Annotated in this window: 22 protein-coding genes and 1 tRNA gene; 11 read left to right on the top strand and 12 right to left on the bottom strand. The window is 60.6% G+C overall.

Features of this window, described 5'->3' with window-relative positions; all coding sequences use genetic code 11:
• Window positions 1–72: 72 nt before the first annotated feature.
• Together BLV09_RS26430 and BLV09_RS26425 are read right to left on the bottom strand one after the other, a co-directional pair.
• The gene (locus tag BLV09_RS26430; RefSeq protein ID WP_167558888.1) at window positions 73–1278 is read right to left on the bottom strand and encodes an extracellular catalytic domain type 1 short-chain-length polyhydroxyalkanoate depolymerase; all 1206 of its coding nucleotides are present in this window, start codon (window positions 1276–1278) and stop codon (window positions 73–75) included.
• 135 nt (window positions 1279–1413) lie between these two features.
• A complete protein-coding gene (locus tag BLV09_RS26425) occupies window positions 1414–2820 on the bottom strand; it encodes an MFS transporter (protein ID WP_146689480.1) in 1407 nt (468 codons plus the stop codon).
• A 222-nt stretch (window positions 2821–3042) separates the two neighbouring features.
• Here BLV09_RS26425 and BLV09_RS26420 point away from each other — a divergent pair, with 222 nt between their 5' ends.
• The 3 genes from BLV09_RS26420 to BLV09_RS26410 all read left to right on the top strand — a co-directional run bounded on the left by BLV09_RS26420 (window position 3043) and on the right by BLV09_RS26410 (window position 7135).
• Window positions 3043–4008, top strand: a complete 966-nt coding sequence (locus tag BLV09_RS26420; RefSeq protein WP_146689478.1) for a formylglycine-generating enzyme family protein — start codon at window positions 3043–3045, stop codon at window positions 4006–4008.
• A gap of 289 nt (window positions 4009–4297) precedes the next feature.
• Window positions 4298–5539 carry an LLM class flavin-dependent oxidoreductase gene (locus BLV09_RS26415; protein WP_146689477.1) on the top strand — a complete coding sequence of 414 codons (1242 nt, stop codon included), beginning with the start codon at window positions 4298–4300 and terminating at the stop codon, window positions 5537–5539.
• A gap of 222 nt (window positions 5540–5761) precedes the next feature.
• The gene (locus tag BLV09_RS26410) at window positions 5762–7135 is read left to right on the top strand and encodes a cytochrome P450 (RefSeq protein ID WP_167558887.1); all 1374 of its coding nucleotides are present in this window, start codon (window positions 5762–5764) and stop codon (window positions 7133–7135) included.
• Window positions 7136–7145: 10 nt separating this feature from the next.
• Here BLV09_RS26410 and BLV09_RS26405 read toward each other — a convergent pair whose 3' ends face one another.
• The 4 genes from BLV09_RS26405 to BLV09_RS37465 all read right to left on the bottom strand — a co-directional run bounded on the left by BLV09_RS26405 (window position 7146) and on the right by BLV09_RS37465 (window position 9894).
• Entirely contained in the window at window positions 7146–7595 is a 450-nt protein-coding gene (locus BLV09_RS26405) for a cupin domain-containing protein (RefSeq protein ID WP_433994447.1), read from the bottom strand.
• A gap of 72 nt (window positions 7596–7667) precedes the next feature.
• Window positions 7668–8807 carry an adenylate/guanylate cyclase domain-containing protein gene (locus tag BLV09_RS26400; protein WP_146689476.1) on the bottom strand — a complete coding sequence of 380 codons (1140 nt, stop codon included), beginning with the start codon at window positions 8805–8807 and terminating at the stop codon, window positions 7668–7670.
• A 23-nt stretch (window positions 8808–8830) separates the two neighbouring features.
• Complete coding sequence (locus BLV09_RS26395; protein WP_146689474.1) at window positions 8831–9673, bottom strand: SDR family NAD(P)-dependent oxidoreductase; 843 nt, start codon at window positions 9671–9673, stop codon at window positions 8831–8833.
• Complete coding sequence (locus tag BLV09_RS37465) at window positions 9643–9894, bottom strand: hypothetical protein (RefSeq protein ID WP_167558563.1); 252 nt, start codon at window positions 9892–9894, stop codon at window positions 9643–9645. The genes BLV09_RS26395 and BLV09_RS37465 overlap by 31 nt, the downstream gene beginning before the upstream one ends.
• Between BLV09_RS37465 and BLV09_RS26390 the strand changes: the two genes are divergently transcribed.
• Complete coding sequence (locus tag BLV09_RS26390; RefSeq protein ID WP_146689473.1) at window positions 9840–10802, top strand: sensor histidine kinase; 963 nt, start codon at window positions 9840–9842, stop codon at window positions 10800–10802. The two genes, BLV09_RS37465 and BLV09_RS26390, sit on opposite strands and share 55 nt — an antisense overlap.
• Window positions 10803–10986: 184 nt before the next feature.
• Complete coding sequence (locus tag BLV09_RS26385) at window positions 10987–12774, top strand: putative bifunctional diguanylate cyclase/phosphodiesterase (protein ID WP_146689472.1); 1788 nt, start codon at window positions 10987–10989, stop codon at window positions 12772–12774.
• A gap of 38 nt (window positions 12775–12812) precedes the next feature.
• Here BLV09_RS26385 and BLV09_RS26380 read toward each other — a convergent pair whose 3' ends face one another.
• Window positions 12813–13451, bottom strand: a complete 639-nt coding sequence (locus tag BLV09_RS26380; RefSeq protein WP_146689470.1) for a carboxymuconolactone decarboxylase family protein — start codon at window positions 13449–13451, stop codon at window positions 12813–12815.
• A gap of 275 nt (window positions 13452–13726) precedes the next feature.
• Between BLV09_RS26380 and BLV09_RS26375 the strand changes: the two genes are divergently transcribed.
• Together BLV09_RS26375 and BLV09_RS26370 are read left to right on the top strand one after the other, a co-directional pair.
• Complete coding sequence (locus BLV09_RS26375; protein WP_100385168.1) at window positions 13727–14131, top strand: YccF domain-containing protein; 405 nt, start codon at window positions 13727–13729, stop codon at window positions 14129–14131.
• Between the two features lie 106 nt (window positions 14132–14237).
• Window positions 14238–14314 (top strand) — tRNA-Arg (locus tag BLV09_RS26370).
• Window positions 14315–14634: 320 nt separating this feature from the next.
• Here the strand turns inward: BLV09_RS26370 and BLV09_RS26365 are convergent.
• Complete coding sequence (locus BLV09_RS26365; protein WP_146689469.1) at window positions 14635–15282, bottom strand: response regulator transcription factor; 648 nt, start codon at window positions 15280–15282, stop codon at window positions 14635–14637.
• A 312-nt stretch (window positions 15283–15594) separates the two neighbouring features.
• Here BLV09_RS26365 and BLV09_RS26360 point away from each other — a divergent pair, with 312 nt between their 5' ends.
• Complete coding sequence (locus BLV09_RS26360; RefSeq protein ID WP_146689468.1) at window positions 15595–16659, top strand: AraC family transcriptional regulator; 1065 nt, start codon at window positions 15595–15597, stop codon at window positions 16657–16659.
• Window positions 16660–16690: 31 nt separating this feature from the next.
• Here BLV09_RS26360 and BLV09_RS26355 read toward each other — a convergent pair whose 3' ends face one another.
• Complete coding sequence (locus BLV09_RS26355) at window positions 16691–17224, bottom strand: hypothetical protein (protein ID WP_146689466.1); 534 nt, start codon at window positions 17222–17224, stop codon at window positions 16691–16693.
• A gap of 261 nt (window positions 17225–17485) precedes the next feature.
• Between BLV09_RS26355 and BLV09_RS26350 the strand changes: the two genes are divergently transcribed.
• The 3 genes from BLV09_RS26350 to BLV09_RS26335 all read left to right on the top strand — a co-directional run bounded on the left by BLV09_RS26350 (window position 17486) and on the right by BLV09_RS26335 (window position 20966).
• Window positions 17486–17986 carry a DUF302 domain-containing protein gene (locus tag BLV09_RS26350; protein WP_167558886.1) on the top strand — a complete coding sequence of 167 codons (501 nt, stop codon included), beginning with the start codon at window positions 17486–17488 and terminating at the stop codon, window positions 17984–17986.
• 376 nt (window positions 17987–18362) lie between these two features.
• The gene (locus tag BLV09_RS26345; protein ID WP_146689464.1) at window positions 18363–19142 is read left to right on the top strand and encodes an alpha/beta fold hydrolase; all 780 of its coding nucleotides are present in this window, start codon (window positions 18363–18365) and stop codon (window positions 19140–19142) included.
• Between the two features lie 1026 nt (window positions 19143–20168).
• Entirely contained in the window at window positions 20169–20966 is a 798-nt protein-coding gene (locus BLV09_RS26335; RefSeq protein WP_146689463.1) for an alpha/beta hydrolase, read from the top strand.
• Between the two features lie 308 nt (window positions 20967–21274).
• On the opposite strand, the gene BLV09_RS26330 is transcribed toward BLV09_RS26335, so the two are convergent.
• The 3 genes from BLV09_RS26330 to BLV09_RS26320 all read right to left on the bottom strand — a co-directional run bounded on the left by BLV09_RS26330 (window position 21275) and on the right by BLV09_RS26320 (window position 26082).
• Window positions 21275–22696, bottom strand: a complete 1422-nt coding sequence (locus BLV09_RS26330; RefSeq protein WP_146689462.1) for a cytochrome-c peroxidase — start codon at window positions 22694–22696, stop codon at window positions 21275–21277.
• A 96-nt stretch (window positions 22697–22792) separates the two neighbouring features.
• Window positions 22793–24439 (bottom strand): phospholipase C, encoded by a 1647-nt coding sequence (locus BLV09_RS26325; RefSeq protein ID WP_146689461.1) that lies wholly within the window; start codon window positions 24437–24439, stop codon window positions 22793–22795.
• Window positions 24440–24798: 359 nt separating this feature from the next.
• Entirely contained in the window at window positions 24799–26082 is a 1284-nt protein-coding gene (locus BLV09_RS26320) for an MFS transporter (RefSeq protein ID WP_167558885.1), read from the bottom strand.
• Window positions 26083–26096: the final 14 nt, after the last annotated feature.

Raw genomic sequence — 26096 nt, 5'->3', positions numbered from 1 at the left:
TTAACCATCGCAGCGAACCACCGCTGAAATGCGCGGCTCAAGCGATCTGCCGCGAGCCTTATTTCATCAGGCTTATTTCATCAGCCCGGCAGCCGTCAGCGCGCGCGTAATGACGGCCCCGACATCGATCACGCGGTCCGGTTTCTGACGCGAAGGTGGTGCATCGCGAACAGGTGTCGGCTTCGGCCGTGGCGCTTTTGGGAGATCCGGTCCAGACGCGGATATCGGAGAAACCAACGGAATGAGCTTGGCGCTGGGAGATTCCGTCGCGGCGGCTTTGGGCTGACGAACGCGTTCGGTCAGACCGAAGAAATTTGCGATGTGGTACGATGACGAGATTCCCGCCTCGATCAGGAATGCGCCTTCCACACCATATCGCTCGTCATTGCCGGCTATGCCGAGCGGGGTACCGTGAGCCATATTGGTGATGGTGTAGGATTCGACGATCGTCTCGCCATCCGCATTCCACCAGACTTTGTGGGGATAGCCGTCGACGGTTCCCTCCGACATCGCCGCCTGCGGCAAATGATGCACGTCGAGCCACTGCTTGACGATCTCGTTGCCGTTCGCGGGATTGACCGTGCGATCGGCGCTGCCGTGCCACACCGATAATTTCGGCCAGGGCCCTTTATACTTCGACGCTTTGCGCACCAGATCGCCCAATTCGCCGGCTGGACGGGATGAGGACTGCATCATTCCGCTCAACGCTTCACGCACATTGGTGGCGATGCCGAATGGCAGGCCCGCAATGACAGCGCCACCCGCGAACACGTCGGGATAGGTCGCGAGCATGACCGATGTCATCGCGCCGCCGGCGGAAAGTCCGGTGACATAGACCCGGCGCGGATCGATTTTGTGGTCGCGAACCATCCGCGCGACCATCTGCCGGATCGAACACGCTTCGCCGTGCTCACGCGCGATGTCTTCCGGATTGAACCAATTGAAGCAAGTATTGGCGTTGTTCGATGATCGCTGCTCGGGCATCAGCAACGCAAAGCCGTAGCGTTTTGCGAGCATCGACCAGCCGGCACCGAGATCATAGCCGGCGGCGGTCTGGCCACAGCCATGCAGGACAACGACCAGGCCCGGTTTTTTCTGAAGAGTGTCGGGAGTGAACGAAAACATCTTGAGCGCGCCAGGATTCGACCCAAAGCCGGTCGTCTCGACAAGCGGGCTCTGGCGGTTGGACTCCAAAGCCAGCCCATACGCTCCGAAGCCATTGAACCCATTCATCTTGGGGAGGCTCCGCAGGAATTCGACATTCTTCGCAAGGGACACTGGCAGCTCCGTACTGGAGATATTCCAACTCCAGCAAGAACAGATAGTTGCTGCACTGCAAAATGAAAAGGCCGTGTACTGTCAGTCCCGCAAATAAGTTCCTTTGGATTAACGGCGATCGTTGTTGACTTGTCATCAGGAGGTCGCGCGGCGCATCCACGTCAGAAATGCGACGCAGGCCACAATTGAGAGCGCAAACAGGGTTAGTGACACCAACAACGCTGTTCGTTCCGACTGCGCTGCCTCGATTGCGAAGAATACCGCCCCAATTGCGGCGACGCCGGAGGCGTTGGCGATTTGCGTGGTGGTGCCGTACATCCCGGCGCCCGCGCCGGCGCTTGCCGGCTTCACCGTGGAAAGTACCACGCCCGACAACGGCGCCATCACCAGTCCCTGGCCGTAACCGAAGATCGCCAATATCAGCGCCAGCTCAGACACTGTAGGCGCTTCGACCGATGCGACCGTCAGTGCGAGCACCGCGAGGCCGGCGATTTGAACCGCACAGCCCTCGATCAAGACCAGCGTCCCGCGATGCCGCGCCCGCACACCGCTATGCCGCGAAGCGACCACGAATGTCAGCGCCAGCGGCACAAACACAAGGCCTGCCTGCAATGGCGGAATATGCAACGCCTTCTGCATGAACATGGTCATGATGAGATAGAATGACAGATTGGCGAAAAAGAAGAAAAACGCCGCGTACAGACCGCGCATGAAAGCTGCGTCGGATAACAGCGCCAGATCGATCAGCGGCATGCCGCCACGGCTTGCCACGGCGCGCTCGAGCCGCAGGAACGCTGTGATAATAGCAATGCCCGCCGCCATCACCAGCCAGAGCAACGGCGTCCACTGCAGATCGTGGCCGAACAGCAACGGTCCGATCAGGCACAACAGGCCGCAAAACAGGACGATGGCGCCGGGAACGTCGAGCCGCGTGCCGGCGCGGCGAGGCACCGACGGCATGATCCGCCACGCCAGAGCGATGATGATCAATCCGAAGGGAACGTTGACGAAGAACACCGCGCGCCAGCCGAGCCCGGCGATATCCGACGTGACCAGCACGCCACCGAGCGCAAAACCGGCAGCGCCTGCGAGGCCCAGCACGACGCCGTAAATGCCGAAGGCGCGGCCGCGCACGCCGTCCGAAAACAACAGATGAATGGTCGCAAGCACCTGCGGCACCATCATTGCCGCGGTCGCCCCCTGCGCCAGTCGTGCGATGATCAGCTCTGGGCCGGATTGCGCCAGGCCGCACCACAGCGATGTCAGCGTGAAGCCGAGCACGCCGGCCATGAAGACATTTTTGGTGCCGTAGATATCGCCGAGCCGGCCGCCGGTCACCACCAGCGTCGCATAGGCAATGAGATAGATCGCGATGACAGCCTCGATCTGCGCTGAACTCGTATGCAGCTCGATCGCGATGGTCGGGATGGCCACGTTGACGATGAAGGCATCGACGCCGAACATGAATTGCGCGGCAATGACGATCGCGAGCACCCACCAGCGGCGCGACGCACCGACGTTAGCTGAAACCATCTGATGCATGCGTCGCGGCCTCGTCCAGGATCTGACACCGGAGATGATCCCATTTTCGCGTCATTGCCGCGATTACCTCGGAGGTAAGCAATACCTCTGGGGTCAGCATTCGCTAGGTCTTGGCCCGATTGCGCGCGTTAATGCTTCCTCATTCACAACAACCTTCGCATGAACCCAATGGCTCCGGCGCGCTACCAAGCCATGTCGGCTTTTCCCCGCGAAGGATCCCTTATGTCCGTGAAGTTGAAGCTGCTTGCCGCGTTGGCCGCAGCAACGCTTGCTATTTCCCTGATCGGCACTGCATCGGCCAAAACCAAACCCGTCCGGCCGAAGCCGCCCGAACAGAAGCAGCAGCCGCAACCGGCTTCACCTCCCCAACAGATCATTCCAGTCAAAGGCGTGCAGCCCTTGACGCCGGAGATCGAGCAGTCGCTAAAGCCGAAAGACAGCTTCAAGGAATGCGACGTTTGTCCGGAAATGGTGGTGATACCGAAGGGCTCATTCATCATGGGCACACCGCCGGACGAGCCCTATCGGCTCAAGGGTGAGGACCCGCAACACAGCGTCACCATTGCGCGGCCGATCGCGGTCGGCCGCTTCAGCATCACGTTCGATGAATGGGATGCATGTCTGGCCGATGGCGGTTGCAACGGCAACAAGGGTGATGATGGAGGGTATGGCCGTGGCCGCATGCCGGCGGCCGGGATCGACTTTGCCGCCGCGAAGGCCTACCTCGCCTGGCTTTCGCGCAAGGTCGGCCGCACCTATCGTTTGCCCAGTGAGTCGGAGCGCGAATATTTCACGCGCGCCGGCACCACGACGCCGTTCTGGTTCGGCAAAACCATTTCCAGCCAGAACGCCAACTATAATGCGATGAATAACTATCCCGGCGGCCCTTATGGCGAGGCCAGCAAGGGACCGAAGCCCGTCGATGCTTATCTGCCGAACAAGTTCGGGCTGTATCAAGTCACCGGCAATGTCGAGGAATGGACCGAGGATTGCTATAACAAGCGCTACAACGAGGACACGCCAAGCGACGGCTCGCCATGGCTGGAAGGCGATTGCACGCGACGCATGCTGCGCGGCGGCGGCTGGATGGGATTTGCGCTAACGCAGCGCTCCGGCTACCGCAACGATTTTCCGGTCGGCACCTTCAACAGTTTTCGTGTTGTCAGAACGCTGGCCGTACAGCCATGAACCCGGCGTGAGCAGAAGATCCCGGCTTGATCGCCACGGCAGGACCGGAATTTTCGTGTTCGATTCCAGAATGCGGTGTGACAACGAGCCGCGCCTTCTCAAGTTTCCATGCCAGCCGTGTTCATCGCTGAGCTGCAAGCTGGCTTGAGAATTCCGGGTCACGGCATACCCGCGCGCTCCGCACGGCATCCATGTCGCGTCAGGCGGTTTCCCCGATTGCCTTGGCTCATCCCACCCCGTAGTTTGAGCCCAGCAATCCAACAAAAACAAAGCCCCGGAGAGAAAACCCATGGCGCGCCTGAAATTCGGAGCCTTCCTCGCCCCGCATCATCCGATCGGCGAGCATCCGATGCTGCAATTCCGCCGCGACCTCGATCTGGTCGAGCAACTCGATGCGCTCGGTTACGACGAATTCTGGTGCGGCGAGCATCACTCCTCGGGCTGGGAAATGATCGCCTCGCCGGAGATGTTTCTGGCCGCCGCCGGCGAGCGCACCAAGCGTATCAAGCTCGGCACCGGCGTGATTTCGCTGCCCTATCACCATCCCTTCAACGTCGCCCAGCGCATGGTGCAGCTCGACCACATGACGGGAGGCCGCGCCATTTTCGGCTCCGGCCCGGGCGCGCTGGCCTCCGACGCGCATACCCTCGGCATCGACCCGATGACGCAACGCGACCGTCAGGACGAGGCGATCGCGATCATTCGCCGGCTGTTCAAAGGCGAGCGTGTCACCGCCAAGAGCGACTGGTTCACGATGAATGACGCCGCGCTGCAGATCCTCCCCTTGCAGGAAGAGATGCCGTTCGTGGTGGCGTCGCAGATATCGCCCTCAGGCATGACGCTGGCCGGCAAATATGGCATCGGCATCATTTCGCTCGGCTCGATGTCGACCCAGGGCCTGATGGCGCTGCCGACACAATGGGGTTTTGCCGAGGACGCCGCGAAGAAGCATGGCACCACCGTGAGCCGATCCGATTGGCGCGTGCTGCTGAGCTGGCACATCGCCGAGAGCCGCGAGCAGGCGCAACGCGAAGCCGGCCCCGGACTGATGCGCTGGCACAATGAATATAATGTCGGCACGCTGCAACGGCCCGGCCTGCAGCCGTTCACGTCACCCGAGGACGCCGTGGAAAAGACCGCCGGTGGCGAAAATGCAGCCTCCACCATCGGCACGCCGGACGATCTGGTCAAAACCATCAAGAGCCTGATCGACGTCAGCGGCGGCGTCGGCACCATCGTCGGCTTCGTGCACGACTGGGCCAACCCCGAGAATACCCGCCGCAGCTGGGACATGGTGGCGCGATATGTGGTCCCGGAGATCAACGGTTATATCAAGAGCCTGCGTCAGTCGCAGAAATTCGTGATCGAGAACCGCGCGGTGTTCGAACGCGCAGGCCAGGCCGTGATGGCCAAGATCATGGAGAACGACAAGGCTGCGGCAGCGCTTCCCCTCACCGGCCCCGGACGCGTTGCGATCCCGACTATCAACGCACCGGACCTGCAGAAGGAAGCCGCAAAACGGAAAGCGTAGCGAACGAAGTGTAGCGGACGGGCAGCGGTGCGACGACCGGTCGCGCCGCTTCGTTCTGTTACCTCATCAGTTCGGTTAATTTGCAAGACCTTGTTAAGACAAGGAGCCATTAGTAGCGCGAGGCCACCGCTCGCCGACTGTCCAGACCGCCATTTTGGCCGCAACAACGCCGCGGTCGCGGCGGAACTATCGCGAGGCCCGAGTTCAACCGGAGCAACTGCCGTGTCGATGCAAACTGCGGCTTCGCCCGCGATGACCCTGACACCGCCCAAGCGCAATTCACTCACGCATATTCCCGGCGATGAAGGCTGGCCTATCATTGGCCAGACCCTGAACGTACTTGCCGATCCCAAGGGACAGATCGAGGGGATGGCCGCCAAATATGGCTTGGTCTATCGCAGTCACATCTTCGGCGAAACCAGCGTCGTCCTGCTCGGGCCCGAGGCCAACGAGCTGGTGCTGTTCGACCAGGCCAAGCTGTTCTCCTCGACACTCGGCTGGGGACAGATTCTCGGCCTTTTGTTTCCGCGCGGACTGATGCTGCTCGACTTCGAGGAGCACCGCCTGCACCGCCGCGCGTTGTCCGTCGCCTTCAAATCCGGACCGATGAAATCCTATCTCGCCGCGCTCGATACCGGCATCGCCGCACGCGTCAGGCAATGGAAGGCAAAACCGGGACCGATGTTGTTTTATCCGGCGATGAAACAGCTCACGCTCGATCTTGCCGCGACCTCGTTCCTCGGCGCCACCATCGGGCCGGAGATTGACGAAATCACCCGCGCCTTCGTCGATATGGTGGCTGCTTCGATCGCCGTGATCCGCAAACCCTTCCCCGGCACCAAGATGGCGCGCGGCGTCAGAGGCCGCGAACGCATCGTCGCTTATTTCTCCGAGCAGATACCGATCCGCCGCGCCAAAGGCGGCGAAGACCTGTTCTCGCAGCTATGCCACGCCACCCATGAGGATGGCGCCTTGCTTTCGACCCAGGATATCGTCGACCACATGAGCTTCCTGATGATGGCGGCGCACGACACGCTGACATCCTCGCTGACGTCATTCGTGGCGGCGCTCGCCGCCAATCCGCAATGGCAGGCCAAGCTGCGCGAGGAAGTCAACGCGCTCGGCATCGGTAGCGACGCCCCCACGACGTTCGACAATCTTGAAGCCATGCCGTTATGCGAGATGGCGTTCAAGGAAGCGATGCGAATGAGGCCGCCGGTCCCTTCGATCCCGCGCCGCTCCGTCCGCGACTTCACGTTCAAGGGCTATGCGATCCCGGCCGGCACCATGATCGGCGTCAATCCGGTTTTCACCCATCACATGCCGGAGATCTGGCCGGACCCCGAAAGCTTCGATCCGACGCGCTTCACCGACGAGGCACAGCGCGCCCGCCATCGCTTCGCCTTTGTGCCGTTCGGCGGCGGCGCGCATATGTGCCTCGGGCTGCACTTCGCCTACATGCAGGCGAAATGCTTCGCGCGGCACTTTCTGCAAAATCTCAACGTCTCGCTGCAGCCCGGCACCACGCCGGAGTGGCAGATGTGGCCGATCCCCAAGCCGCGCGACGGATTGCGCGTAACGCTGTCGCCGGCTTGAGACGCGAAGACTAATCGATCAACGTCGTGAGCTGCGCGCCCTCGTCGGCCACGAACACCGCGATCAATTCCGCAGGCTCGGTGTTGCTGGCATTGGCCGAGACCAGATGCGTTGCGCCCGGCGGCTCGAAAAACGACTGCCCCACCTTGAAGGTCTCGACCGGACCGCCGGCAAGCTGTGAGCGGATTTCGCCCTTGGTGATGTAGGCGGTGACGGAGCCGGCGTGCCGGTGCGCGCGGGTAAACCCGCCGGGACCGTAGAACACGCGCACGATCGTGACACGCTTGCCCGGCACATTCGGCAGCGCATAGGAAGCGATCGGCTCGACGGTATCGAGCGTCGACCCTGCGGGATTGCTGTCGGCGCATAGTGGCGCAACGACTTGCGAGACGGCATCCACAGCCAGCGGCAACGCCTTGGCGATCACGAAGGCGCAGGCGAGACCTCCAATCGCGGCCATGTATAACGGCCGAACGTCGGCCTGCGCCCGCCAAACTCCCGATGCTGCGAACATTGATGCCTCCCTCAGTGGTTATCCCGCGTCTTGATCGATCGCCTTGCGCATCGTGAGTCCGGTGTCGATGACTTGGCCGTCGATAAGTCGGCCGTTGATGAGATCCTCGCCTTGATCGTTGATTTGGCCCTGCCGTTCAGCCGAATTGGGGCTCTCGATGCCGACCACATCGATCCCGTCAACCCGGCCGCGAATCGGCAGCCGGCCAAGATCGCGGACCGCAAACGGCGGCGCGGAGTTGAATCGCTCCATCGCCGCGCGAGAGGCGAGAAAGCCGCCATCGACGGTGCGACTGAGCGCTTCGAGCCGCGCCGCAATATTCATGACGTCGCCGTTGAAAACGATGGCCCGTTTGACATCGCCGATTTCGCCGACAATGACCGGTCCGAAATGCAGGCTGCCGCGAATATGGGGGACCGTACCGAATTCGCGCTGCAGATGGTTCGCCGCATTTGCGAGTTCGCCCCGCATGGCAAAGAAGCAGCGCAGTGGACGGCAATCGACCGCGCCGTCGCGTTCCGGCCAGGTCACGATCACCTCGTCACCGACATAATTGAGGACCTCGCCGCGATAATCCACGACCGCAAGGGTGAGCAGACGAAACGTCCGGTCGAGCAGACGGTGAATGGCGATGCCGCCCAGCCGCTCGGCCAGGCCCGTCGACCCCGCAATATCGACGAACAACACGAAGCGGTTTTCGGTGACCGGCGCATGATACCTGCCGGTGATGAAGTTCAGCAATGCGCGCGCGCCGACGAGATTGGCGATCCCGAATCCGAGATTCACCAATACCGATACCCCGGCAGAAAGGACAAAGCCGGACCGGATATCGCTGCGCGAGGCCATGGGCAGCCCGGCGGCCAGCTCACCCACCTGGGAGAACTGCAGCAGCATGATAATCGCGGCGTAGATCGCACTCCGTACAATCAAATTAGCGGTGAATGAGAGACCGCCGAGCCAGTCTCGCAACGGGCCATCCAGCACGAACAGTTCGAGGCCGCCGATCGTAATGCCCATCAGAAGCCCGTAAATGGCTCCGTCGATCATCGCGGAAACGGAAGTGTGCCCCTGTGCAAAGGCGACAACGAGCCCAGCCGACGTGCCTACCACGGTGATCGCGGCCAACGTTCGCAGTTTTCGTTCGAGCCTTGCGTTCACCGTGTGGCCTCGGGTTTGAGAGCCTATCCTCCGCCCTGATCGAATGCCTTGCGCAGGGCGACGTAGCCCTGCTGCTGGGCGGTCCAGTTGCGGCCACCGGTGATGGCGCCGTCGACCACCAGATCGTGGCCATTGATAAAGCTGGATTCGTCGCTGGCGAGAAATACCGCGGCATGCGCGATGTCTTCGGGCAATCCTGCGCGCTGAATCGGCTGCGCGGTCCTATAGACCTCGCGCATCACATCCGGCGTCTTCTCCGCCGCATCGACCGACAGGCCCAGCGCCTTGCCGAAGATGCCGGTCGCGATCGCGCCCGGCGAAATGCTGTTGACGCGGACGCCGGATTCGCCGAGCTCCATTGCCACGCATTTGGTGAGGTGAATGACGGCAGCCTTGGCCGCGCCATAGACCACCGACGACGAGAACCCGGCGAGCCTTCCGGCAATGCTGCCATTGTTGATAATGCTGCCGGAGCCCTGCTTTTTCATATACGGCGCTGCGTGCTTCATGCCGAGCATCACGCTGCGCACCAATGTCGCCATCGCAGCGTCGAAACGTTCGACCTCGAGCCCTTCGATGCCGCCGGTCTGCGCCGGACCGCCGGCATTGTTGAACAGGCAATCGATGCGGCCGAACTTTTCCACCGCCAGCCCGATCAGCGCATGCATCTGCTCCTCAAGCGTGACGTCGGTCTGGCGAAACACGCAGGCCGCGCCGAGCTTGCTGGCCAGCGCCTCGCCCTCCGCCGCGCGGCGTCCGGCAACCACGACCTTCGCGCCTTCGGCAACGAAAATTTCCGCAGTCCGCAGACCGATACCGCTCGTCGCGCCGGTGATCACGGCGACTTTGCCATCCAGCCGTCCCATAGGGTTGTCTCCTTGTTGTGGCGATTTTGTCTTAAATATCGCCAGCCTGCTGAAACAAAGCAAGCGAGGCTTTGTTGCGCGCTCATGATCTTCTGCATCTCAGAACGTACATTTTCCTCTATGCTCGGCCTTATTTTGGATTTGCTGATCGGGCTGAAGTAGGCAGATGGGGAAATTGATCGAGGAATTTCGGCGAGGCTGGCAGGGAATATCTCAGCCATCGCCGCTTTTTAGCATCGCGTTTGCGATTTGTTGCATCGCATTGTCGACGCTCGCCCGCTGGTCCCTTTCCCTGATCCGGCCGGATATATTTTTCACCCCCTATGTTCCGGCTGTGGTCTTTGCCACCGCTTTCGGTGGTTCGCGAATCGGGATTGCGACAGCGCTGGTCGGCGGTGCGCTCGGCGTGGGGCTCAATTTCAGTGACACTTCCACCGATTTTGCGCGAGTGGCGCTGCTCGTGATCTTCCTCGCCGTATGCGCCGTTACGGTATGGGGTATCGAGCACTACCGATCGGTCGCCGCGCGTCAACGGGCGATCGCCAAGCGCCTGACTGAGGAAGAGGAATACCGCAAGCTCATAGTCGACGAATTGCAGCACCGGCTGAAAAACAAATTGTCGGCGGTACACGCCGTTCTTCATCAGGTCCTGTACGATCAGCCGAAAGTCTGGGCCACGATCGATCAGCGGCTGCGGTCGCTGGCGGCGACCGACGACCTGATCGCGCGGGTCGACGGCATCGGTTGCGACATCAAGGATCTCCTGCTCTCCGAACTCGGTCCTTACGGACATGTCCGATTTACCCTGAACGGTGAGCCGCTGTTTCTTCCCGCCAAATTGGCCGTCAGCCTTGCCCTGATATTCCACGAATTGGCGACCAATGCCGGCAAATACGGCGCGTTTGCCTCCGCGCGCGGGCTGCTGCAAGTGTCGTGGTCGGTATCCGACGACCGCCTCAACATCGTCTGGGACGAGACCGAAGGTCCACCGGTCGGACCGGTCGGGGAAGCCGGATTCGGCACCAAGCTCTTGAATTCGGCGCTCAGGCCGTTCGACGGCAAGACCGAAATTGCCTTTTTGAAGACCGGCGTCCACTGCACGATGCAGTGCCGGATACCCAAAGATTGAGCCGCGGTTTGCGCAACAAGGCGCAGCATTCTGCCGTGCAAACCAATATTCTGAGTTCGCGTTGACACTCTGTTAATGACAACTCGCCGCGCCTCGACCGACACCGGTTGTCGCGGGCAGTGTCATGGTGTTTATCGCCGCTGCTTAACCAAAACTACAAAAGAGTTTGGCAAGTTGGGCGATCATGCAAAGCCGCGACAATCACGATCCACAGACCGCCGCCGTGGAAGGCCCGCGCGAACCGGCCGCCGACAGCGAACTGAACATTCTGAGGAATGTATTCAGAATGCTCCCCAGCGGCGTCACGGTTCAGGACGAGCAAGGCCGCTTCGTGCTGATGAACGATGCCGCCGCGGCGCAGCTTGGCGTTGCCACCGCGGCGCAAACGACGTCTTATTCGAAAGAGTTTGACCAGCGATGCGACACCGCGATCGAATTGCTTCGCGCGGGCCGTGCCGCGGTGGCGGAGGAATCCGTCACCCGCGGACAGGTCAAGCAGGTCTTTCTCACGGCTCATCGGCCAGTGCGTATCGCAGACTGCAATCTGCTTCTGTCGAGCTCCGCCGATATCACCGAGCAGAAAGCCTTCGAAGATCAACTATTCCGCTCGGCCTATTATGACGAATTGACGGGCCTGCCGACGCGGCGGGTGATCGAACATCGCGTCAATAGCCTGATGCCGCGCGACGAGACTCCGAACCGGTTTGCGCTGGCTTTTCTCGACATCGATAATTTCAAGCATATCAACGATTATTACGGCCATGCCACCGGCGACGCGCTGCTGGTGGAGATCACAAAGCGGCTTGGGCTTGATTTGCGCGAATCGGATATGCTGTCGCGGATCAGCGGCGACGAATTCCTGATGCTGCTGAATCCGATCCGGAGCCAGGAAGAGGTCGCAGAATATATCGACTTCATGCTGCAACGGCTGCGGGCGCCGTTCTTCATCGACGGATCCGAGATATTCGCCTCTACTTCGGTCGGCGTGAGCCTTTATCCAGAGCATGGCCGCGGCTACGACGTGTTACGCCACAACGCCGATATCGCGATGTATCGCGTCAAGAACAACGGCAAGGGCACCGCGGTCTTCTTCGACGACGGCATGGAGCGCGAAGCGGCGGCGCGGATGAAGATCGAGCAATCGCTCCGGCTGGCCATTCTGGAAAAACGCTTTTGCTGCGCCTTCCAGACCAAGGTCGACATCCGAACCCGCGAGATCCAGGGCATCGAAGCGCTGGTGCGATTGCGCGACGACGAAGGCGTGATTCAGGCACCCGGCACGTTCATTAATCTCGCGGTCGAACTGGGACTGATCGACGATCTGACGCATCTGGTGCTGGCGGAGATCGTCAAATCGATCGACCTGATCAACGAGACGTTCGGTCCCGACACCACGATCAGCATCAACGTCGCGGCAAAGCAGGCCGGCAATCCCGAGTTCATGCGTCCGTTCGCGCAGGCGCTCGAGGCGACCGGGTTTCCCGGGCGATTCATGGTCGAGGTGACGGAAGATGCCTTCGTGGCCAAGACTCACTTTCAGGACGAAATCCTGCCGATCTTCCGGAAACTCGGTGTCGGAATCTCGATCGACGATTTCGGCATCGGCTATTCCTCGCTGTCGGCGCTGGCCGACATCACCGCCGATGAAATCAAGATCGACCGTTCCTTCATCACCGACATCCATAAGCGTCCGCGCAGCCAGGGCATCCTGAGGGCGATCGAATCGCTGAGCGAAGCGCTCGGCATGACCGTGATCGCCGAGGGCATCGAGTCCTACGAGGAGTTGGCCTATTTGCAGGCCGCGACGAAAATCCGCTACGCGCAGGGCTTTTATTTCTCCATGCCGATTTTCCTGGAGGATCTCATCAAGCCCGCCATCCCGACGACCAGCGAGACGCGCGCAAATGTCCCGAGCCGGCCGGTGCAGGAGACCCGCCACGCCTATTCGCGCGCCAATGGTTATCGCCGCTAACGAGCGCGTACGCCCGGCCGCTTCACATCTCCAATAGCCTATTTCGACAACGCCGGCAGCGGCGGCACGCTGTCGTTCGGGGCGCCCGCCTGCATGGTGATCAGCGTCATCGAGACCAGATCGTAATAGCCGATGATGCCGATGATATCCATCACACCGCGTTCGCCGAACCTGTCGACCGCGGCTTTATAAACGGTATCGCTGACCTTCTTGTCGCGATAGAGCGCGGCGGCGAGATCGTAAAGCGCGGCTTCATCCTCCCGCATGTTCTCGGGGCGCCGGCCGGCCGCGACATCGCCCAGGATCTTCGGATCGAGACCGGCTTTGAGCGCGAGTGGATAATGGGCGAACCATTCATATTGCGCGGTCCACTGGCGGGCGGTGATCAGAATGGCGAATTCGCTCAAGCGCGCGGGCAGCGTGGTGTTCCAACGCAGATAATCCGACAGCGCCGACAGCCGCGGCGCCAGTTCGGGGTTGCGGATATAGGCGCGGTAGGGCGGCGCGCCGAATTTCGCGTTGCGCGGCGGCACCGCAATCATGTCAGCCCATGCTTTTTGGGCCGGCGACAGTTCGTCGGGTTTCAGCGGCGCAAAGCGGGTGATGTCTTCCGCGCGGCTCACCTGCGGCATGGCGAACAGAGCCGCCATACAGGCAGCGGCAAGCAGTTTTTTCATTTTTCTCTCCCTGACCTCGCGGACTTCCGCCGCGTTTGCTGGCCTGCATGGCCGCTTCTTGTTCTCATGCCAAGATTATCGTGGCGTGAGATTGGTTCAATGGGGCCAGCGCTGCCAAGCGCAAGGCTGGGACCCGCGATTCCCTGCCCGATCCGTGTCCGGCTCATGATCGCCGGTAGGCGGGAACGCCTATGTGCTTATATAAAGACGTGCTTATATAGTGCCTTCGAGCCGTCGCCGGCGCGATGCGCCGCACACCAATTTCAGAGCCTCGCATGCCAGCCGTTTCGATCTTGCTGAACGTCCTCTGGATTCTCTTCGGCGGTGTATGGATGGCCGCGGGCTGGCTGGTCGCGGCCGTCATCATGGCCATCACGATCATCGGCCTGCCCTGGGCGAGAGCCGCCTTCAATATCGCGGCCTATACGTTGCTCCCGTTCGGGCAACGGGCCGTCAACCGCGACACCCTGACCGGCCAATCTGATATCGGCACCGGGCCACTGGGCCTGATCGGCAATTTGATCTGGCTGGTGCTTGCGGGCTGGTGGCTGGCGCTCGGACATCTGATTACGGCGATTGCGCTCGCTGTGACGATCATCGGCATCCCCTTCGCCTGGGCCCATCTGAAGCTCGCGGGAATAGCACTCTGGCCGATCGGCAAGGTGATCGTCCCGGCTTGAGGCCCGTCGACAGGCCCGAATGTGCCATACTTGCCGCGAACGCCGTCCCGCCCACGCTCGCATGGCCGTTGCCGAGCCGCAGCCAATCGGCTAAATCAACCCCAACGCACCCGTAGCTCAGCTGGATAGAGCGTTGCCCTCCGAAGGCAAAGGTCACACGTTCGAATCGTGTCGGGTGCGCCAATTGCCACCATTCAAAACAGAACCGCGAACACTCTCGTTCGCGGTCTGTTTCCCGGCAATAACCGCCTGCAAGATATCCTTGCTGCCGACGATTTGGATCACCTTTTCATCGACCTCAAAGCGTCAACGAACACGCCTCTATAAGCTGCCGCGCATTAACGTCATCGTTGTCGCGTTTATCAGTCATCAGCCGTGAAAAACGTATCGACTCTTTGGGACCAATCGATAGCCGCTGAACGAGGCTAGGACCGCTCCGGCTGCCACAGGAAGGGCCGATATTCTCGAGTGATAAGATCATCTGCTATGATCAGAAGAACCCATCATTTCGAAACCATTCCGGCATGCCGAGAATGGGTGATTGGTATTTCCAGCTTCTCGGCAATCCTGACGAGATCGGCCAGCGACGCGGCCTTCATCTTTTGCATAATCTTGCTGCGGTGGATCTGAAGCGTCACCTCACTGATTCCGAGTTCCGCTGCCGCCTGCTTGTTAAGCAGGCCACTGGCAACCAACGGCAGCACTTCGCGTTCACGGGGGGTGAGACTGGAAAAACGTTGTCGCAGCTTGGCTAGTTTCGCTCTCTCCAAGCGGGATACGCGATCCAGACCGATCGCTGCATGGATTGCCTCCATCAGTTCCGACTGGCGGAACGGTTTGGTTAGAAAATCGATGGCCCCGCCCTTCATCGCCCGCACCGAAGACGGAATATCGCCATGTCCGGTAATGAATACGATGGGTGGGTGATCTCCATCGGCAATCTGCTCTTGAAACTCCAGGCCTTTGATATCAGGGAGTTCGACGTCCAGAACCAGGCAGGCGGGGAGGTCGGGCCTCGGAAAGTCGCCGTACTCGGCGGCAGACCCAAACGCGAGAGCGCGCAAACCCAGGGGCGTCAAGAGTTCACAGAGCGTTTCGCGCATGTGTTGGTCGTCATCCACGATGAAGACGATCCGCTCTTCCGCAATCATTGCGACGTACTCGTATGCGCGGAAAGCATGAACGTGAGCGTTGCTCCGCCGGTCTCGATTTTGGTAGTTCGCAGCCGACCGTCATGGCCTCGATACAGACCGGATTAACAAGAACTTGCTGCATCAATACGCGGTCAGCCGCATCCCTCGCCCGACCGGAGCTAAATAATCAGCTGCGGCTTCGTTCATTTGTTGAAACGATATTTGGGCCGAGGTCAGACGGTCGCAATGTCGATGTATGCCAATTATGATGTCAAAAGCTGCCAAACGGCGCTATCCTAAACTTTTAAACCCCAAAAGGCCGGAACGGCCATGAAAGCGATCAAGATCATCTCGCCGCTGTCCAGTAACTCGGACGCTGCGACCCAGAGCCTTCTTGGGCTGGGAGCGCTCGCCGCCGAACTCGGGTCGCAGGGCGTGTCGGTAAAGGATCTTTTTGCGCGAACCGGCGTAAGCGTGTCCCAGCTTGAGGATGTCCGCGCCCGTATTTCACATCGCCAGCGTCTTGCGATTTATAGAAACGCGAACGCCCTTACCAAGCGCTCCGATATCGGGCTTCTGGCCGGTGCCCGCCAAAGAATCAGCGACTTCGGAATCTACGGCTACGCCATGGTGAGCAGTCTCACTTTCGGTGACGCGTTGATGTTTTCGCTCGAGCACGTCACGATGGCGGGACCGGTGGTCAAGCAAATAAGTTTCCGGATCGAGGGACAGACCGCGATCCTGCGCAGTCACGGTTTCGACACGCTCGGCGAGCTCTTGCCATTTGTCGCCGAATTCTGGCGGAGCTCCATGACGTCGCTGTTTGGTCGCGTACTCGAGACACCGTTTCCGTCAACGCGGATGATCTTTCCCTTTTCCCCACCGATCCACTGGCGCAACTATGAGCGATTGTTCAACTGTCCAATCGACTTCAACGCGGACAGGATGGAATGGCATTTCCACGCCGACGTCCTGGAACGGGGGTGTCCAAACGCCAATCCGATCACAAGCAAAATATGTGAGCAGGTGTGTGCCGTCATGCTGACCGAGGGGCCTGGCGAATCCGACCTCGTTCGAAAGATCCGGATCGCCTGCCTCAATAGCCCCAAGCGATTCCCCACCGCTGGTGAAATTGTGCAGGAGTTAGGCCTGTCGCTGCGAACCCTTCACCGCCATCTGGCAGATGAGGGACTGTCCTATCAATCGATCGTCGATGGGATGCGGCAAGCCGTGGCCACCGAACTCCTGGAGAACACCCATTTGGGCATTAAGCAAGTGGCCGAGAGAGTCGGCTTCGCCGACGCGACAAGCTTTCGTAAGGCCTTCAGGAAGTGGACTGGCCGGGCGCCATCTAATTTCCGCTCAGCTTGCGAGCTGACGGAAGGTACGAGATGACGGTGGGGTATATTGCCGGGCAGCTATCGGCCTACTTAGCCAATGAAGTGGGCGGCGGTGGCACCGGCAGGATAATCTCGGACGCAATCTTCCATTCCTTCGCGACCTTGATCCACTCGACGATCAGCAGAAACGGCTTGGGCGTGCCGTCCTGTCCGGCATAGGACACCGTAATGTTCACCGGAGCATAGGATTCAGCCCATCTATCGGTCCGTCCGACCACCTTGAGCCTGGAAAGGTCGGGTGTGAGCACGACGCCACCGGATGCGGCGATATCACTGAGCTTCTGGTCGATGGCATCATTACCCCAATATCCAGCCCAGTTACCTTCGGAAGGAATCGCACTCTTCGCGACCAACAGGGCTGACGGCGACTGCCAGAACATCTCATGGATGGCTTTGATATCGTGCCGATTCGCCAATTCCATCAGCCGGCTGAATTGCGAGCCGATCCTATTCAAGGTCGGAGCGTCCAGCGGATCCTTGTAGGTGCCGGGTGCGGCGACCGCCGATCCCGCGACAAGAGCTGCCACGGCGAAGGCGGCTGCGAAGAACGTCTTTTGCATGCTCACTATCCTTTGATCACGCGATGAACGCCAGTCCCTGCGATCCAGTCGGCGGCCCATGGCGTGTTGGTTAGCGTTCGCCATTCTCATCTCCTTGCTGGCGAGATCGACATCTCATCGCGGAACCGAAGTCTGGCCACGCTGTCGAAGCCGTTTCCATCACACATTCACATGATAGCTGGCTCCTCGCGCGTGATGGTACAAGTCGAGCCGATCAACATTGATCGCGACGACGATGCGGCAGACAAACAAGAGGCAGACATGATCGACAGCTTTACCGTTCAGCACTGTGAGCATGCCAGCCCGCGTTCCTTCGAGGCCGTCGTCGCTGCCTTTGAGGCCGAACTCGGCAGTGTCGAGGGCGGCGACATCATTCCGCGCGAGGTCGCAGCGGCGACCAGCCAGGCCGATTTCGAGGCTCGCATCAGGGCCTACGAGGGCCGAAGCGGTTTCATGCGCTTCCTGACCAACGACCATGGCGCGTGGCTGTCCAGGATGGGCGTGCAAGCCAAGATCCGATCATACATCATAGGCAACCCGCTGATCGCTCAGACCATGATCACCCACGACCCCGGCGTCGGCCTCAACGTTCCGATAAGGGTCCAGATCTACCAAACGCCGTCTGGCGAAGTGCGTCTGGCCTATGACCTGCCCTCGTCTTTGATGAGCCGGCTGCACAACGACGACGTGACCGGCGCAGCTCTCAAGCTCGATGCCAAGCTCCGCGCCCTCGCGGTGCTCGCAACCGGCGCAACCGCCTGACACGCTCGAAAATATTGGGCAGCGGGCGGTCGACAAGGTTGCCCAGAGCCTCGATGACCACCTGCTACGTCTGATCAAGAAGGTGAGCGCTTAAGACGCTCACAATCGTTGGACGGGCGCGGAACCAGATCGGTTTGCCCGAATATGTCCAATCGCGGGTTTCTTCTTCCTGAAGTCCGAAAAGCTACGCGGTCAATGCGTCCCGGATCATCGGCGGTCTGCGCGACTGGATTGCATCGGCGTGATATAAAAGCGGTAAAGGACAAGACGACGTCAATATCTTGACAGCGGTCACGTCGCCGCTGTGACCGCGCCGGAGGAATTTTGCCTGGAACCCTTTTTGACAAAGAACCCTGCCATAGAAGGAAGACAGATCATGATGATGAACAGGCGTACCTTCTCAACCACAGTGCTTGCCGGCGCGGCCGCTTCGCTGATCTCCACCCGCGGCATGGCTGCAAACTCCGCTCCGCCGAAGGCGCGCAACGTCGTCCTTGTGCACGGGCTGTTCGCCGATGGGTCATGCTGGTCCGAGGTGATCGCGCGATTGCAGGCGGCGGGACTCAATGCCACGGCCGTGCAGAACCCCCTGACGACGTTGCCCGAGGCGGTAGAATCAGCCCAGCGCGTGCTCGCGCGGCAGGACGGCCCGACCGTCCTGGTCGGACATTCCTTTTCGGGAATGATCGTCACCGAGGCCGGTATGCACCCCAATGTCTCGGCGCTTGTCTATGTGGCGGCCCGGGCGCCGGATGCCGGCGAGGACTACACCGCGTTGGCCAAGACATATCCCACGCCGCCGGCGTCCGCCGGGATCGTTTTCGACGGCGATGAAGGCCGCCTCACCGAGGCTGCGTTCCTGCACGATTTCGCGGGCGATCTGCCGGAGGCGAAGGCGAAGGTGCTCTATGCGGTCCAGGACCCGTTTCACAAGGCCTTGCTGGCGGGCAAGACCACGCAGGCGGCGTGGCGGTCGAAGCCGAGTTTCTACGCGGTCTCGACGGAAGACCGGACGATCAATCCTGATCTCGAACGCTTCATGGCCAAGCGCATGGACGCCAAGACCATCGAACTGAAGTCAAGCCATCTCTCGTTGATCTCGCATCCCGACGAGATCGCCCGGCTGATCCTGGAAGCCGCCGGGCAGCCTACCTAGCGAGCAGCCGGCCTGCTTCAGGGACTCGAGGTGTTGCGAGACGGCGCCTTGACTCACGCCGGCCGAATTGAGCAGCAGCCGTCCCGCAACGCTGATTCAATTTTCAAAAAGCTGAGAAGTACGCGCCCGCGATCTCGCGGCGCGATGCGCCCGAGTTGTGCAAGGTCTTTTCCCTCCGATGACAGGGGCGCAGGCGACCCTAAGAGGGGCGCAGCGACTCCGAGAAGGGCGCAGGAAACGCCGGGTGCCCGTTGCACCCGCAGCCTCGCGTGCAAAATGTAGAAAGCACACGAGTTAGTCACCACAGGCTCACCGGAACACCCGGCATTTCCTGCGCAATGGTTTTAACGGTTTCCTTCGTGCTCTCCCCGGTGATCGGGCTTTCTTGCCACCGTCGCCGGTGTGATGCGAAGCATCATCGCCGACTTGACGCCAGCGTCGGGGCGTCAGGACCACACGACTTCGCCGTCCGCGACAAGCTGCGCTCGTCTTTTCGCAACTCGCGCGTCCACCGCATCCCACCGCAACGTTCGTGACGATCGCGAGCCGCCCCTCTTCCGCGGTGAGACGCGCGAAGCCAAAGCACTGATTTGCCCGAACGGTTAAGCGAAATATTTTTGCGCAAAGGACTGGTCAGACTTTTGATGATTTGCCCGTCAGGCAGTTTTTGATGCACGCGCGCCTCTTCAGCGCTGTCGTTCCGGGGCAGCCCGCAGGGCTGAACCCGGAATCCATCCGGCCACATGCGCAAGCGCTGAAATGGATTCCGGGTTCGCGCTATCGCGCGCCCCGGAATGACGGTGGAGGTGGAGACGGCAACCTTACGCCGGCACAGGCGCGGGCTGAGCCTCACCGCCGGGAATCGCCGCTTGATCGCTGCATGCAAACAGTTGCTCAAATTGTATCATCACGCGCCGGGAGCCAGCCATCATGTGAATGTGTGATGGAAACCGTCGGGGACTGTCTCTAGCTCCATAGCGTTGGAAAATTCGAGGCGTTGAGACGCCGTATCAAAGGAAATCCGCTATGATGAATCTGCTTTTGACAACCTTGATGTTGAGCGCCGCAGTATTTGTCGCGCCTGCATCCGCCGCCGACAGACTGCCGTCAGGCACTACCAGGAATATCGTGCTTGTGCCCGGCGCCTTCGCCGATGAAAGCAGCTGGGACAATGTCTCGGCAATCCTCAAAGCCAAGGGATATAGCGTTAGCGCCGTTAAGCTCCCTCTGACATCTCTCGAGGATGACGTCGGGGCGACGCAGGCCGTTCTCGATGCGCAGGATGGACCGACGGTGCTGGTTGGACATTCGTGGGGCGGGTTTGTCATCGGGGAGGCCGGCGTCAATCCGAAGGTGACGGCACTCGTATACGTCTCGGCTTTTGCGCCGGACAAAGGCGAGAGCGTCACAAAGTTGAGTGCGGGCGGCCCGCCTTCGCCTGGCGTTCAGGCACTTCGGCCTGACGACAAAGGCTTCCTGTCGATCGATAAGGCCGCCTTTCCAGCCGTTTTCGGAGCCGATCTCCCGAAAAAGGAAGCTGAAATTCTCGCGGGTAAGCAAAAACCCATCAACCATACCGCCTTCGACGAGCCGGCACGTAACGCCGCCTGGCATACCAAGCCGTCCTGGTTCGTCGTTTCCAATAAGGATCTTGTGCTCGATCCAAGCGCTCAGAATCTTTTTGCCGGCCGAATGAAGGCGACGAAGACCGTTGTCGAAGGTGGCCACGATACCTTGATCGCCTTTCCGAAACAGGTCGCCGCAGTTATCGAAGCAGCGGCCGCTGGCACGCATAAAAGGCAGAGCGCCGCGTCATCGAACTAAGATTTGAAAGTGCCAGCACCCGGGATGATACATAACATTGCCGGGTGCTGCGCCGCTCCTTCGCAAGCGCCGGAGCTATCTGGCGGTTTCAATTATGTAAGAGTTCGCGGCTTTATCCTGTATGGCGCGCCAGTCGGCACTCATCCGCGAACGCTTGGGAACAAAGTGTCGTTGAGCCAGAACGGCCCATTCGAGCATATTTTTGTTTCTCTTGATGCCCGACGCAACGTTTCGCGCGTTGCATCCGCCTCACCAACACCAATCCGGATCGAACACGAAACGGACGCTCCCGGCGTGAAGCTGCCGCTTTAATGAGGCGCCGGCGTCGTACTCGCTGAGGGTTGGTCGGGTCGATAGCCGTCTGTCAGGGTCTTCAGGAACGCGATCACGTCGGCGATTTCGACATCGCTCAGCGCGGGCGGGTCACCCAGCTTGCTGTCAAAGGGCGCGTCGACAATATCGATGTTGCCCCGATATTCCGGCGGCAAATCGTTGTAGCGATCGACCTCACCATTCCCGCGTTTCGGATACCACTTGGCCGGGTCGGTTTCACGCTCGACATAGAAGTGCATCACCTCCTCGAGTGAATGAAAGACACCGTTGTGGAAGAACACTTTGCGGGTCGCCGTATTGCGCAATGTAGGCGTCTTGAACAGGCCGCAATATGCGGGGGCCGTGGCGTAGTCCTTGCGCAGGGGGCCGCACAGTCCGAGGTCATAGAAGTGCGGATCGCGGTTGGCCGGAATATCGCGATTGCGGGGAGCGCCGAGCGCTTCGAACTGGTAGTCGGTGAATGCCGGCCGGAATACGCCATCGAGCGTCGCCCGGTCGATATGGCAAGATGAGCAATTGCCCTTCTTGGGGTCGTCGAACAACTTCAGGCCGCGCGCTTCCGCTTCGCTGAGGACGGCCTTGCCGGCGAGAACGGCGTCGTATTTGCTGTCATACGGATGGAAGCTTGGATCTTCCGTTTGGAATCGCGCCAGGGCGAACAGCGCTTCGTCCAATGCCAGCTCACGCTGGTTGAATATATTCGCCCCGAACAGCTTCTTGATGTCGTCGGCATACGCAGCGTGTTCGAGTCGCTCAAGCAACTCAGCGGTGCTGTGATTGTCCATCTCGTTCGGATCGAGCAATGGTCCCAGCGCCTGAAGCTGCAAGGTGTTGGCGCGACCATCCCAGTCGAGCCCGCCGCGCGGGACGTTGGCCTCCGCCGCCGCGCGCGCCGCGCTATTGGCGTCAGCCTTGGCAACCGTGGCAACCTTGATCTGGCCTGCCGGCGCCCCAGCGGGGGCGACGTCCGGCGGGGGCGGATCGTTATCCGCCATTTCCGTGCTTGGACCGATCGAGAAATTCGGATCATGCTCCAGATAGCGCAATGACGGAACCGCGCGCACACCAGTCCGCTTCAGGTCCGGTCCGCCGAATTGCACCACGAGGTCATTGGGGGGGCCGTAGGCATGCGCGGGACTGTGACAAGACGCACAGGCGAGTTGCCCGGACCCGGACAGTGACGGATCGAAAAACATTTTGCGCCCGAGTTGCGCGACCGCCGAGAGCTCGACCGCGGCCTCTGGACCGTTGGTGGATTGATTTGCCGTAGGTTGGCTCGCCGCAGCAAAGGGATCTGCGGCCGAAAGAGATATCGTCAGCATGGCGGAGAAAAAGACTGATAGCCGGATCGGCCATGCACGGAACGACGTCGATACACGCTCGAAAAAACGCTTCATCGGAAACCCGGTACAAATCAGCGAGAGAATAAAATGACAAATTGGGACGGATGGATTGTCTCCATCCGCCCCAGTCTCTGGTTCCGAGTCGTTCGGTTATTGTTTGGTACCGAGGCTCGCATTGAGCAGCAGCTTCGGATTCGGTGCCTGGCTGAAGTTGAACATGTTGTTGATCGGATTCGCGATCGTGTCGAACGAACCCTGACCGATCCGCTGGCTGCTAAGCCAGTTGTCTTCGACGAACCGGATGATCGAGGATTGATCCGTCAGCGTATGATCGACGAAGTTCGGCTTTGCGTAGGGCGAAATGACCAGCAGGGGCTGACGCGTACCGTAGCCGCAGCGTCCTTCAACCGGCTGACCATTCACGCCGGGCAGCGGCGTGGTGAGCGCACCGGTGGTCCCGGGCAACGGGTTGCATAGCTGCGGTCCGCTGAACGTGTCCTGCGCGCTGGTCGACGGGTTAATGACGTTGTTCATATGGTCGTACCAACCATCCGAGTCGTCATAGGCGAGGATCACCGCCGTGCTGCTCCATTCGGGGCTCTGTTGCAGCATGTTGATCACATTGACCACGAAGGTCTGTTCATCGAGCGGATCCGAGTTGCTCGGATGAGCGTCCTGGATCGCCGGAGCCTTGAGGAAGCTGACCGACGGCAAGTTGCCAGCCTGAACCGCCGCGAAGAAGTCGTTGGTGTCATACTGGTGATTGGCGCCGCTATCGAACGACGTGCCGATCGACGTAACCGAGGTCGGCCGCGTGTGGCTGAGGTTTCGCGTCGAGGGATAATACTGGAACGGCTGATGATGCGGAACATAGTCGGCCACGTTGGAGCCGACCGTTACCGAGGAGGTGCTTCGCGCGCAACCGGTGGTGCCATTGGCGTTCACGGCCTGGATATTGAAGCCACCCTGAAACCAGCCCCAGCTGATGTTCTTGGCGTTCAGCAGGTCGCCAATATTCTTGCCGGTCATCTCGGTCGTCGGGGCCGTCGTCGAGGAGCAGACGTCGCCATGGGGATCGCTGTCGCCGAACATCGTAAAGCCACCCTGGCCGTCAGCGACGATGTTGTTGATCGTGTTGCTGGGGCTGGATCCGTTGCTCGCAGCGAAGCCCACCGCGCCATTGGTCTGTCCCGAGATCAGGTCGACGGCGCCGGGCGAGGATGGGCCGAATGTCGAGCTGTATGAATTGTCGCTCAGCGCGAAGTGCTGCGCATAATTCCACATCGCTGTGACGGTGTTGCCGTCGTAATAGCCCATCACGAGGCCCTTGGTGTCGAACACGCCGGTGCCGCCGGTGCCGGCTGCGCCGGTGTTTTTGGGAAACAGATCCATCTTGCCGCCGTCGAAAGCGGCCTGCTCGGGATTGTAAGCGTGATTTTGGCTCGAGGTATGAGCCTGTGAGCGATCAAGACGGAACGGGTTGGTGGCGCCGGTGCCGTTGGCAGGGTTCAGGTTCGGATTGTTGCCCAGCAGGGCCGGGGTGAATCCGTTGACGCTCGGCGTATTCGGAGCGGCCGTGAAGGCGGGTTCACCGGGCGGGTTTGTCGCGGTCGGATAGGAGCCGAAATAGTGGTCGAACGACTCGTTCTCTCCGAAAATCACCACGACGTGTTTGATCGGAGTGGAGGTTGGAAGCGCATCTTGCGGCGATCCGGCAAACGCCGGGCTTTCGCCCTGAGCGGCCAACAGTATCGACAGGCAAAGGGCAGACGCAGCCCTGCTAACGTTGCGTTGCATGGAGCTCTCTTATTCTGATGAAATATAAACGAACGCCCCTGATCCGACTGGAAGACAGAAACGACCTTTGACAGGTTGCGGCGTTATAGGTTCACCGCGTGACACGCGAATGTTTGCCGCGTGACATGGAAATGACGCGCGAGTGAAACACGCGCGCACTGGAAATCGGAGCGAGCCCGTTCGCTATTGGACGTTTGCGACGTGCGAGATTTGGTGAGGCACGAATTTGCGCGGAGCATTCGGATATCCGACGTGGATCGACGTGGCAGCGGAAGCGTCGCCATGCTGGGATGGTGTGATTGGCCTTGACGCAGTTTCATTTCGTCGATGCAGGAGCAACCGGGCTAGCCCGATGACGCTTAGGGACCGCAAGCCCCCGTCTCCGCATCGCTTTGAAATTTCGGCGACATCAGGGAATAGCCGAACGCAGCCAGGCTCAGCAGAGCGATGACGCCGGCGCCAACGTCGATCGCGAGCCCCAGCCCTTCAGACCTTGCAAGGACACCGAGCACCAGCGCCACCGTGCCCATGGACAGATAAGCGACGAGGTACAGCGCTGCAAAGATGCCGCCGCGATGCTCCGGCGTGGCCGCACGATTGATCAGGGCCAGGCCTGCGAAAAACAGCAGGCTATATCCCGTCCCCGCGGTCGCCGTCGCGACGAGAAAGATCGGCAATGCATGGCACGCTGAGGCAAGCGCAAGCAAGCCAACGCCGGCGGCGGAAGCGAAGGCTCCGGATGCCATGGCCATGCGGGGATCAAGACGTCTTGCAGCGACGCCGACGATTCCCGACACGATGGCGAACAGCGACAGGATCGCGCCGTTGACAAATGCGTTCGACGAACCGACGAGATCGTGAGCGACCTGGCCGCCAAGCGACAGGATCAGGACGCCATGCGTATAGGCGGTCAGCACTGCCAGCGACGCCAGCGCGAAAACGCCGCGCAGATTCGGCGGAACGGATGGCGTTCGTATCCGCCAGCGATCTGCACTGGCGCCGCCCTGGCGCGGCAATCCCCAGCTCGCGACGAACAACATCGCCAGAATTGCGAACAGGAACCAGAATGGCAGCCGGGTCGGATGCGGGGCATATTCGATCAATGCGCCGCCGAGCAGCAGCGCCGCGGCAAAGCCCACCGCTTGGGCGGCGGCGGCAACCGAGGCCGCGCGCTGCGACTGTCCTTCCGCGGCGAATTCCACCATGGCGGCCGTGGAAGGACTCGCCGTCAGACCAACCCCGATTCCCATCAGCGCCCGCCCGGCAAAAAGCCAGGCGACATCGGGCGCCACGGCAAAGGCGAACACCCCGGCGAGCGACATCGCAAGTCCAATCAGCATCGTCGCGCGGTGGCCGATATGGTCCGACAGATCGCCAAACCCCAGCAGCGTGAGAACGACCACGATCGGGTAGATCGCGAAAATCGCCGTCGTCGTGGTCAGCGCCAGATGCCACTCTTCGGCATAGATCCGGTAGACCATCGCGGGCGCAGCACTTGTCCATAGCGTGTGCGCCACCACGCCGGCCGAAACCCAGAAACTGGCGCGGCGGCCGAGAACGAAGCGGCCGCGATCGCGGGCAACACCGGAAGTCGGCTGCCCGCTTTCGCACGCCATAGAGGTCAAACAGATGCTGTCGGTCATGACCCTCGTCCTTG

The organism is Bradyrhizobium canariense, assembly GCF_900105125.1.
GTDB lineage: Bacteria > Pseudomonadota > Alphaproteobacteria > Rhizobiales > Xanthobacteraceae > Bradyrhizobium > Bradyrhizobium canariense_A.
The sequence above is the reverse complement of the archived record's forward strand: the minus strand, read 5'-3'. Positions and strand labels throughout refer to the sequence as shown.

Bases quoted from the DNA above. Each gene is read 5' to 3' on its own strand.
- BLV09_RS26335 (WP_146689463.1), top strand. From the start codon at position 20,169: ATGATGAATCTGCTTTTGACAACCTTGATGTTGAGCGCCGCAGTATTT.
- BLV09_RS26360 (WP_146689468.1), top strand. From the start codon at position 15,595: ATGAAAGCGATCAAGATCATCTCGCCGCTGTCCAGTAACTCGGACGCT.
- BLV09_RS26355 (WP_146689466.1), bottom strand. From the start codon at position 17,224: ATGCAAAAGACGTTCTTCGCAGCCGCCTTCGCCGTGGCAGCTCTTGTC.
- BLV09_RS26365 (WP_146689469.1), bottom strand. From the start codon at position 15,282: ATGATTGCGGAAGAGCGGATCGTCTTCATCGTGGATGACGACCAACAC.
- BLV09_RS26345 (WP_146689464.1), top strand. From the start codon at position 18,363: ATGATGATGAACAGGCGTACCTTCTCAACCACAGTGCTTGCCGGCGCG.
- BLV09_RS26390 (WP_146689473.1), top strand. From the start codon at position 9,840: ATGGGGAAATTGATCGAGGAATTTCGGCGAGGCTGGCAGGGAATATCT.
- BLV09_RS26405 (WP_433994447.1), bottom strand. From the start codon at position 7,595: ATGGCCGCGATTGGAGGTCTCGCCTGCGCCTTCGTGATCGCCAAGGCG.
- BLV09_RS26330 (WP_146689462.1), bottom strand. From the start codon at position 22,696: ATGAAGCGTTTTTTCGAGCGTGTATCGACGTCGTTCCGTGCATGGCCG.
- BLV09_RS26385 (WP_146689472.1), top strand. From the start codon at position 10,987: ATGCAAAGCCGCGACAATCACGATCCACAGACCGCCGCCGTGGAAGGC.
- BLV09_RS26420 (WP_146689478.1), top strand. From the start codon at position 3,043: ATGTCCGTGAAGTTGAAGCTGCTTGCCGCGTTGGCCGCAGCAACGCTT.
- BLV09_RS26425 (WP_146689480.1), bottom strand. From the start codon at position 2,820: ATGCATCAGATGGTTTCAGCTAACGTCGGTGCGTCGCGCCGCTGGTGG.
- BLV09_RS26325 (WP_146689461.1), bottom strand. From the start codon at position 24,439: ATGCAACGCAACGTTAGCAGGGCTGCGTCTGCCCTTTGCCTGTCGATA.
- BLV09_RS37465 (WP_167558563.1), bottom strand. From the start codon at position 9,894: ATGGCTGAGATATTCCCTGCCAGCCTCGCCGAAATTCCTCGATCAATT.
- BLV09_RS26375 (WP_100385168.1), top strand. From the start codon at position 13,727: ATGCCAGCCGTTTCGATCTTGCTGAACGTCCTCTGGATTCTCTTCGGC.
- BLV09_RS26320 (WP_167558885.1), bottom strand. From the start codon at position 26,082: ATGACCGACAGCATCTGTTTGACCTCTATGGCGTGCGAAAGCGGGCAG.
- BLV09_RS26350 (WP_167558886.1), top strand. From the start codon at position 17,486: ATGATCGACAGCTTTACCGTTCAGCACTGTGAGCATGCCAGCCCGCGT.
- BLV09_RS26380 (WP_146689470.1), bottom strand. From the start codon at position 13,451: ATGAAAAAACTGCTTGCCGCTGCCTGTATGGCGGCTCTGTTCGCCATG.
- BLV09_RS26415 (WP_146689477.1), top strand. From the start codon at position 4,298: ATGGCGCGCCTGAAATTCGGAGCCTTCCTCGCCCCGCATCATCCGATC.
- BLV09_RS26395 (WP_146689474.1), bottom strand. From the start codon at position 9,673: ATGGGACGGCTGGATGGCAAAGTCGCCGTGATCACCGGCGCGACGAGC.